4 protein-coding genes and 2 tRNA genes are annotated in these 6,839 nt (G+C 56.2%); all 6 read right to left on the reverse strand.

Features of this window, described 5'->3' with window-relative positions:
• Positions 1-66 precede the first annotated feature (66 nt).
• The gene (lon, locus tag OPU96_RS06770; protein WP_192296650.1) at positions 67-2,463 is read right to left on the reverse strand and encodes an endopeptidase La; all 2,397 of its coding nucleotides are present in this window, start codon (positions 2,461-2,463) and stop codon (positions 67-69) included.
• 175 nt (positions 2,464-2,638) lie between these two features.
• Positions 2,639-3,922 carry an ATP-dependent Clp protease ATP-binding subunit ClpX gene (gene clpX / locus OPU96_RS06775; RefSeq protein WP_003238279.1) on the reverse strand — a complete coding sequence of 428 codons (1,284 nt, stop codon included), beginning with the start codon at positions 3,920-3,922 and terminating at the stop codon, positions 2,639-2,641.
• Positions 3,923-4,033: 111 nt separating this feature from the next.
• Positions 4,034-4,669: an ATP-dependent Clp endopeptidase proteolytic subunit ClpP gene (gene clpP, locus OPU96_RS06780; protein WP_071487154.1), complete on the reverse strand. Its 636-nt coding sequence runs from the start codon at positions 4,667-4,669 to the stop codon at positions 4,034-4,036.
• Positions 4,670-4,760: 91 nt separating this feature from the next.
• Positions 4,761-6,071 (reverse strand): trigger factor, encoded by a 1,311-nt coding sequence (gene tig / locus OPU96_RS06785; protein ID WP_226456446.1) that lies wholly within the window; start codon positions 6,069-6,071, stop codon positions 4,761-4,763.
• 399 nt (positions 6,072-6,470) lie between these two features.
• Positions 6,471-6,546 (reverse strand) — tRNA-His (locus OPU96_RS06790).
• Positions 6,547-6,625: 79 nt separating this feature from the next.
• Positions 6,626-6,710: transfer RNA gene (locus tag OPU96_RS06795), tRNA-Leu, on the reverse strand.
• Positions 6,711-6,839 lie beyond the last annotated feature (129 nt).

Below are 6,839 nucleotides of genomic sequence, written 5' to 3' on the forward strand. Positions count from 1 at the left end.
TTATAAGAGCCGCTTTATAACAAGGGCTCTAAAAAGCTGTCAAGGAAGCCCCCAGGCTTATTCGCATTAATGCGTGCTAATTCTTTCCTTGGAATCAGACTCGCGCTTTTCATCCTTTGCGACTATCTCCGGAGCCACATCCGGCAAGGGCTCCGGCGCGTATTGCAGCGCAATTTGCAGGACCTCGTCAATCCATTTAACCGGTTTAATCTGCAGATCCTGCTTGATGTTGTCAGGAATTTCCTTCAAGTCGCGAACATTCTCTTCAGGAATGATCACGGTCTTGATCCCGCCACGGTGTGCCGCAAGCAATTTCTCTTTCAAGCCACCAATGGCCAGTACCTGACCGCGCAAGGTAATCTCGCCGGTCATGGCCACGTCAGCTCGCACAGGAATACCAGTCAACGCCGACACCAAGGCCGTGCACATGCCTACACCTGCGCTAGGACCATCCTTCGGGGTCGCCCCTTCCGGCATGTGGATGTGCGTATCGTGCTTCTCGTGGAAGTCCAGGGGAATCCCCAGGCTCTTGGCGCGGCTGCGCACCACGGTCTGTGCGGCGGTGATGGATTCGACCATCACGTCACCCAGCGAACCGGTCTTGATAAGCTGGCCTTTGCCAGGGATCACCGCGGCTTCGATGGTCAGCAATTCGCCACCCACCTGGGTCCACGCCAGGCCGGTGACCTGACCGACTTGATCCTGCTGCTCGGCCAGGCCGTAGCTGAATTTACGCACGCCGAGGAAGTGTTCCAGGGAGTCAGCCGTGACCTTCACCGAGAAGCGTTTTTCCAGTGCATGTTCCTTGACCGCCTTGCGGCAGATCTTCGCGATCTGGCGCTCCAGGCCCCGTACACCGGCCTCGCGGGTGTAATAACGCACGATGTCGCGGATGGTCCCGACCTCGAATTCGATCTCGCCCTTCTTCAGGCCGTTGGCAGAAATCTGCTTGGGCGCGAGGTATTTGACGGCGATGTTGATCTTCTCGTCTTCGGTGTAACCCGGCAGACGAATCACCTCCATCCGGTCCAGCAAGGCTGGCGGGATGTTCATGGAGTTGGAGGTGCACAGGAACATTACGTCGGACAGGTCGTAGTCGACCTCCAGGTAATGGTCGTTGAAATTGTGGTTCTGCTCAGGGTCGAGCACTTCGAGCAAGGCCGATGCCGGATCGCCACGCATGTCGCTGCCCATTTTGTCGATTTCATCGAGCAGGAACAGCGGGTTGCGCACACCCACCTTTGTCATCTTTTGAATCAATCTTCCTGGCATCGAACCGATGTAAGTACGGCGATGACCACGGATTTCCGCCTCATCCCGCACGCCACCGAGGGCCATGCGCACGAATTTGCGGTTGGTCGCATTGGCAATCGATTCGGCCAGGGAGGTTTTACCCACACCCGGTGGACCGACCAGGCACAACACCGGACCACGAATTTTCTTCACGCGCTTTTGCACCGCGAGGTATTCGAGGATGCGTTCTTTGACTTCCTCAAGACCGTAGTGGTCGGCATCAAGGATGTCTTCGGCACGGGCCAGGTCCAGGCGCACTTTGGTCTGGGCCTTCCACGGCACCTGCACCAGCCAGTCGATGTAGGAACGAACCACGGTGGCTTCGGCCGACATCGGCGACATCTGCTTGAGCTTGTTCAACTCGGCAGTGGCCTTGGTCAGGGCGTCTTTAGGCAGGCCGGCGGCATCGATGCGCTTTTTCAGCTCCTCGATTTCGTTGTGGCCTTCCTCGCTGTCGCCGAGCTCTTTCTGAATGGCCTTCATCTGCTCATTCAGGTAGTACTCGCGCTGGCTACGCTCCATTTGTTTCTTCACACGACCACGGATGCGCTTCTCGACCTGCAGCAGGTCGATTTCGGCATCCAGCAGCGCCAACACGTGTTCAACACGGGTCGACAGGTCGATGATTTCGAGAATGTCCTGCTTCTGCTCGATCTTCAGCGCCATGTGCGCGGCCATGGTATCGACCAGGCGGCTTGGCTCATCAATGCTGTTGAGGGACGACAGGACTTCAGCCGGGACCTTCTTGCCCAACTGCACATACTGCTCGAACTGCGAGAGCAGGCTGCGTACAAAGACTTCGGATTCGCGCTCCGGCGCTTCGACTTCGTCGATCAGCGCCACTTCAGCGCGCAGGTGGCCGTCCACCTCCATGAAGCGCTCGACCGCACCGCGCTGCTCGCCTTCGACCAGCACCTTGACGGTGCCATCAGGCAGCTTGAGCAATTGCAGGACAGTGGCAATGGTGCCGACGCGATACAGGGCATCTTCGCCCGGATCATCATCAGCGGGATTCTTCTGGGCCAACAGCAGGATTTGCTTGTCGCCCGTCATCGCGGCTTCGAGCGCCTCGATTGACTTCTCGCGCCCCACGAACAGCGGGATAACCATGTGCGGATAGACGACGACATCACGCAACGGCAGGAGAGGCAATTCAATGGTGGTCTTCATGATTTCGCCTCTATGACAGATGAAAAATAAACTTGAAACCAAGATGGGGGCTGCATGCAAAAAAAACAAGCTTAATGCCAGCAGGAAAACGCAGGAAAAATCCCGCAATTAAAAGTGAGTGCAAAAACAAAGGGGCCCCTAGAGGCCCCTTGTTTGTAAAGCAACTGCAAAACGCTTACGCGTCTGGCGCAGCCTTGGCAGTCGGCTCACTGTTTTCGTAGATATACAGTGGCTTGGACTTACCTTCTATAACGCTTTCGTCGATCACCACTTTACTCACCTCGGACTGCGAGGGGATTTCGTACATGGTGTCGAGCAACACGCCTTCCAGGATAGAACGCAGACCACGTGCACCGGTCTTGCGCTCCAGCGCCCGCTTGGCCACCGATTTGAGCGCGTCGGTACGGAACTCGAGGTCCACACCTTCCATCTCGAACAGCTTGGCGTATTGCTTGGTCAGGGCGTTTTTCGGCTCGGTGAGGATCTGAATCAGAGCAGCCTCATCCAGCTCGTCCAACGTCGCCAGGACCGGCAGACGACCAACGAATTCCGGGATCAGACCGAACTTGACCAGATCGTCAGGCTCGACTTCACGCAGGGACTCGCCAACCTTCTTGCCTTCTTCCTTGCTGCGTACTTCCGCACTGAAACCAATACCACCACGGGTGGAACGTTGTTGAATTACTTTTTCCAGACCAGAGAACGCACCGCCACAGATAAACAGGATGTTACGCGTATCAACCTGTAGGAATTCCTGCTGCGGGTGCTTGCGGCCGCCTTGTGGCGGTACAGAAGCAACTGTGCCTTCGATCAGTTTCAACAGGGCTTGCTGCACGCCTTCACCGGAAACGTCCCGGGTGATCGACGGGTTGTCGGACTTGCGCGAGATCTTGTCGATTTCGTCGATGTAGACAATACCCATCTGGGCCTTCTCTACGTCGTAGTCGCACTTCTGCAGCAGTTTCTGAATGATGTTCTCGACGTCTTCACCCACGTAGCCAGCCTCGGTGAGGGTGGTGGCGTCGGCGATGGTGAACGGAACGTTCAGCAGGCGAGCGAGGGTTTCTGCAAGCAGGGTTTTACCCGAGCCTGTAGGACCGATCAGCAAGATGTTGCTCTTGCCGAGTTCGACCTCGTCACCTTTCTTGTCACGCTGGTTCAAGCGTTTGTAGTGGTTGTACACCGCTACGGCCAGAACCTTCTTTGCACGCTCTTGACCGATGACATACTGGTCAAGGATGCCGCTGATTTCTTTAGGCGAAGGCAATTTATGCGCACTGCTCTCGGCCTGGGCTTCCTGCACCTCCTCGCGGATGATGTCATTGCACAGGTCGACGCACTCGTCGCAGATAAACACCGAGGGGCCGGCAATCAACTTGCGCACTTCATGCTGGCTTTTGCCACAGAAGGAGCAATAGAGCAGCTTGCCGTTGTCCTCGCCGTTGCGGGTGTCAGTCATTCGTTCGATCCAAATCCGATAGGCTTGCAACACAAGATGAAGGCTTATGCGGGCTTTTTCAAGCCCGCAAGTGGTCGGGCATGCCGACCAGCCCTATTTTGAGCGGCTTAATTAAGCTGGGCGACGGTCAATCACTTTGTCGATCAGGCCATAGGCTTGCGCGGCTTCGGCACTCATGAAGTTGTCACGGTTGGTGTCGCGCTCGATTTCTTCCAGGGTACGTCCGCTGTGCTTGGCCATCAGCGTGTTGAGACGCTCACGGATAAACAGGATTTCCTTGGCATGGATCTCGATGTCCGACGCCTGGCCTTGGAAACCGCCCAGTGGTTGGTGAATCATCACGCGCGAGTTCGGCAGGCAGAAGCGCTTGCCCTCGGCACCCGCGGTCAGCAGGAATGCGCCCATGCTGCAGGCCTGGCCAATGCAGGTGGTCGACACGTTCGGCTTGATGAACTGCATGGTGTCGTAGATCGACATACCCGCCGTCACCGAACCGCCTGGGGAGTTGATGTAGAGATGGATGTCCTTGTCCGGGTTTTCGGCTTCAAGGAACAGCAGCTGCGCACAGATCAGGTTGGCCATGTAGTCCTCTACGGGGCCAACCAGAAAGATCACTCGCTCCTTGAGCAGGCGCGAGTAGATGTCGTAGGCGCGTTCGCCACGAGCGGACTGCTCTACAACCATCGGGACCAGGCCGCCAGCGGCCTGGATATCAGAGTTCTGCTGAATATAGGAATTACGGAACATGCTCTGCAGTTACTCCCAAATAGTCATGTCTTGAAAACGCATAAGCCAGCGCGAGGCTGGCTTATGGTTGTATTTCCAACGAGTTGGACAATCAGTCGGCTTGTGCTGCTTCCGCCGGTTTGACTGCTTCTTCGTAAGAGACCGCTTTATCGGTCACCTTAGCCTTCTGCAGAACAGTATCCACAACTTGTTCTTCCAGCACAACCGAACGTACTTCGTTCAGCTGCTGGTCGTTCTTGTAGTACCAAGCCACGACCTGCTCAGGCTCCTGGTAGGCCGAAGCCATTTCCTGGATCATTTCGCGAACGCGATCTTCGTCAGGCTTGAGCTCGAACTGCTCAACCACTTTTGCCACGACAAGACCCAGTACAACGCGACGCTTGGCTTGCTCTTCGAACAGCTCGGCCGGCAGTTGATCAGGCTTGATGTTGCCACCGAACTGCTGAACCGCTTGAACGCGCAGGCGATCCACTTCGTTGGACAGCAGGGCCTTAGGCACTTCGATCGGGTTGGCGGCCAGCAGACCGTCCATGACCTGGTTTTTCACCTTGGACTTGATAGCCTGGCGCAGCTCGCGCTCCATGTTCTTGCGAACTTCGGTGCGGAAACCTTCCAGGGTCGCTTCCTTGATGCCGAATTGAGCGAAGAACTCTTCATTCAGCTCTGGCAGCTTAGGCTCGGAAACGCTGTTGACGGTCACGGTGAACTCGGCGGCTTTGCCAGCCAGGTCCAGGTTCTGGTAATCAGCAGGGAAAGTCAGGTTCAGAACACGCTCTTCGCCGGCTTTAGCGCCAACCAGACCGTCTTCGAAGCCAGGGATCATGCGGTTGGAACCCAGCACCAGCTGAGTACCCTTGGCGGAGCCGCCAGCGAATACTTCGCCGTCAACCTTGCCAACGAAATCGATGTTCAGCTGGTCTTCGTTCTGAGCGGCGCGATCGGTCACTTCAAAACGGGTGTTCTGCTTGCGCAGGATTTCCAGCATGTTGTCCAGGTCGGCATCGGCCACGTCAGCGCTCAGGCGCTCTACGGCGATACCTTCGAAGCCGGCAACTTCGAACTCCGGGAACACTTCGAATACGGCAACGTATTCCAGGTCCTTGCCAGCTTCCAGGGACTTAGGCTCGATCGACGGCGAGCCAGCAGGCTTCAGGTTCTGCGCTTCTACGGCTTCGTAGAAGGAAGCCTGGATCACGTCACCCACAGCGTCCTGGCGCGCATCAGCACCAAAACGACGCTTGATTTCGCTCATTGGCACTTTGCCTGGACGGAAACCAGCGATCTTGGCCTTCTGGGCAGTCTGCTGCAGACGCTTGTTGACCGCAGTCTCAATACGCTCTGCCGGCACGGTAATGCTCAGGCGGCGCTCGATAGCAGTAGTATTTTCAACAGAAACTTGCATGGATATTCCTCGTTGCACAGACGTTAGCCGGCCATTTCCGACCCCAATCAAGGGCATGCATTCTAGAGGGTCAAACTCAAGAAGTCACCCTACTGCAAATACGCCCGAAAACAGCCGGCAATTTATCGGTACGAAGGCACTGATGCACCCCGCCCCGGTGACAAATACACCCCATCACGCCAGGGCTCTGCGTCGCCCCTTCTATATATAGAAGAGGTCGTCATCCAACTCCCTGACGGCCCACCCCGCAAACAGGGCAAGCAGACAGCGCGGTATCATCGAGACACATAAATACGATGAAACGCCCTGCCGTTGCGGCCCAGCACCTGCGACCGCGAAAACCAGAACTGCCAAAACCAAAAAAGGCGCCAGACTGTTAAATCTGGCGCCTTTCGAATATGGGGTGGACGAAGGGGATCGAACCCTCGACAACGGGAGTCACAATCCCGTGCTCTACCAACTGAGCTACGCCCACCATATTGCATTAACAAAGAACTCAAACATCTTCTTTGTTGAACCTCACCTCACCTTGCGGCAGGGCGACGCCTTGAAATTGGTGCGGATGAAGAGACTCGAACTCTTACGCCTCGCGGCGCTGGAACCTAAATCCAGTGTGTCTACCAATTCCACCACATCCGCGCTGGAGCTCTTAAAGCAAAGGCGCCAGACGATTAATCTGGCGCCTTTTCAAAATATGGGGTGGACGAAGGGGATCGAACCCTCGACAACGGGAGTCACAATCCCGTGCTCTACCAACTGAGCTACGCC

It is taken from the genome of Pseudomonas sp. RP-B7, from assembly GCF_059803535.1.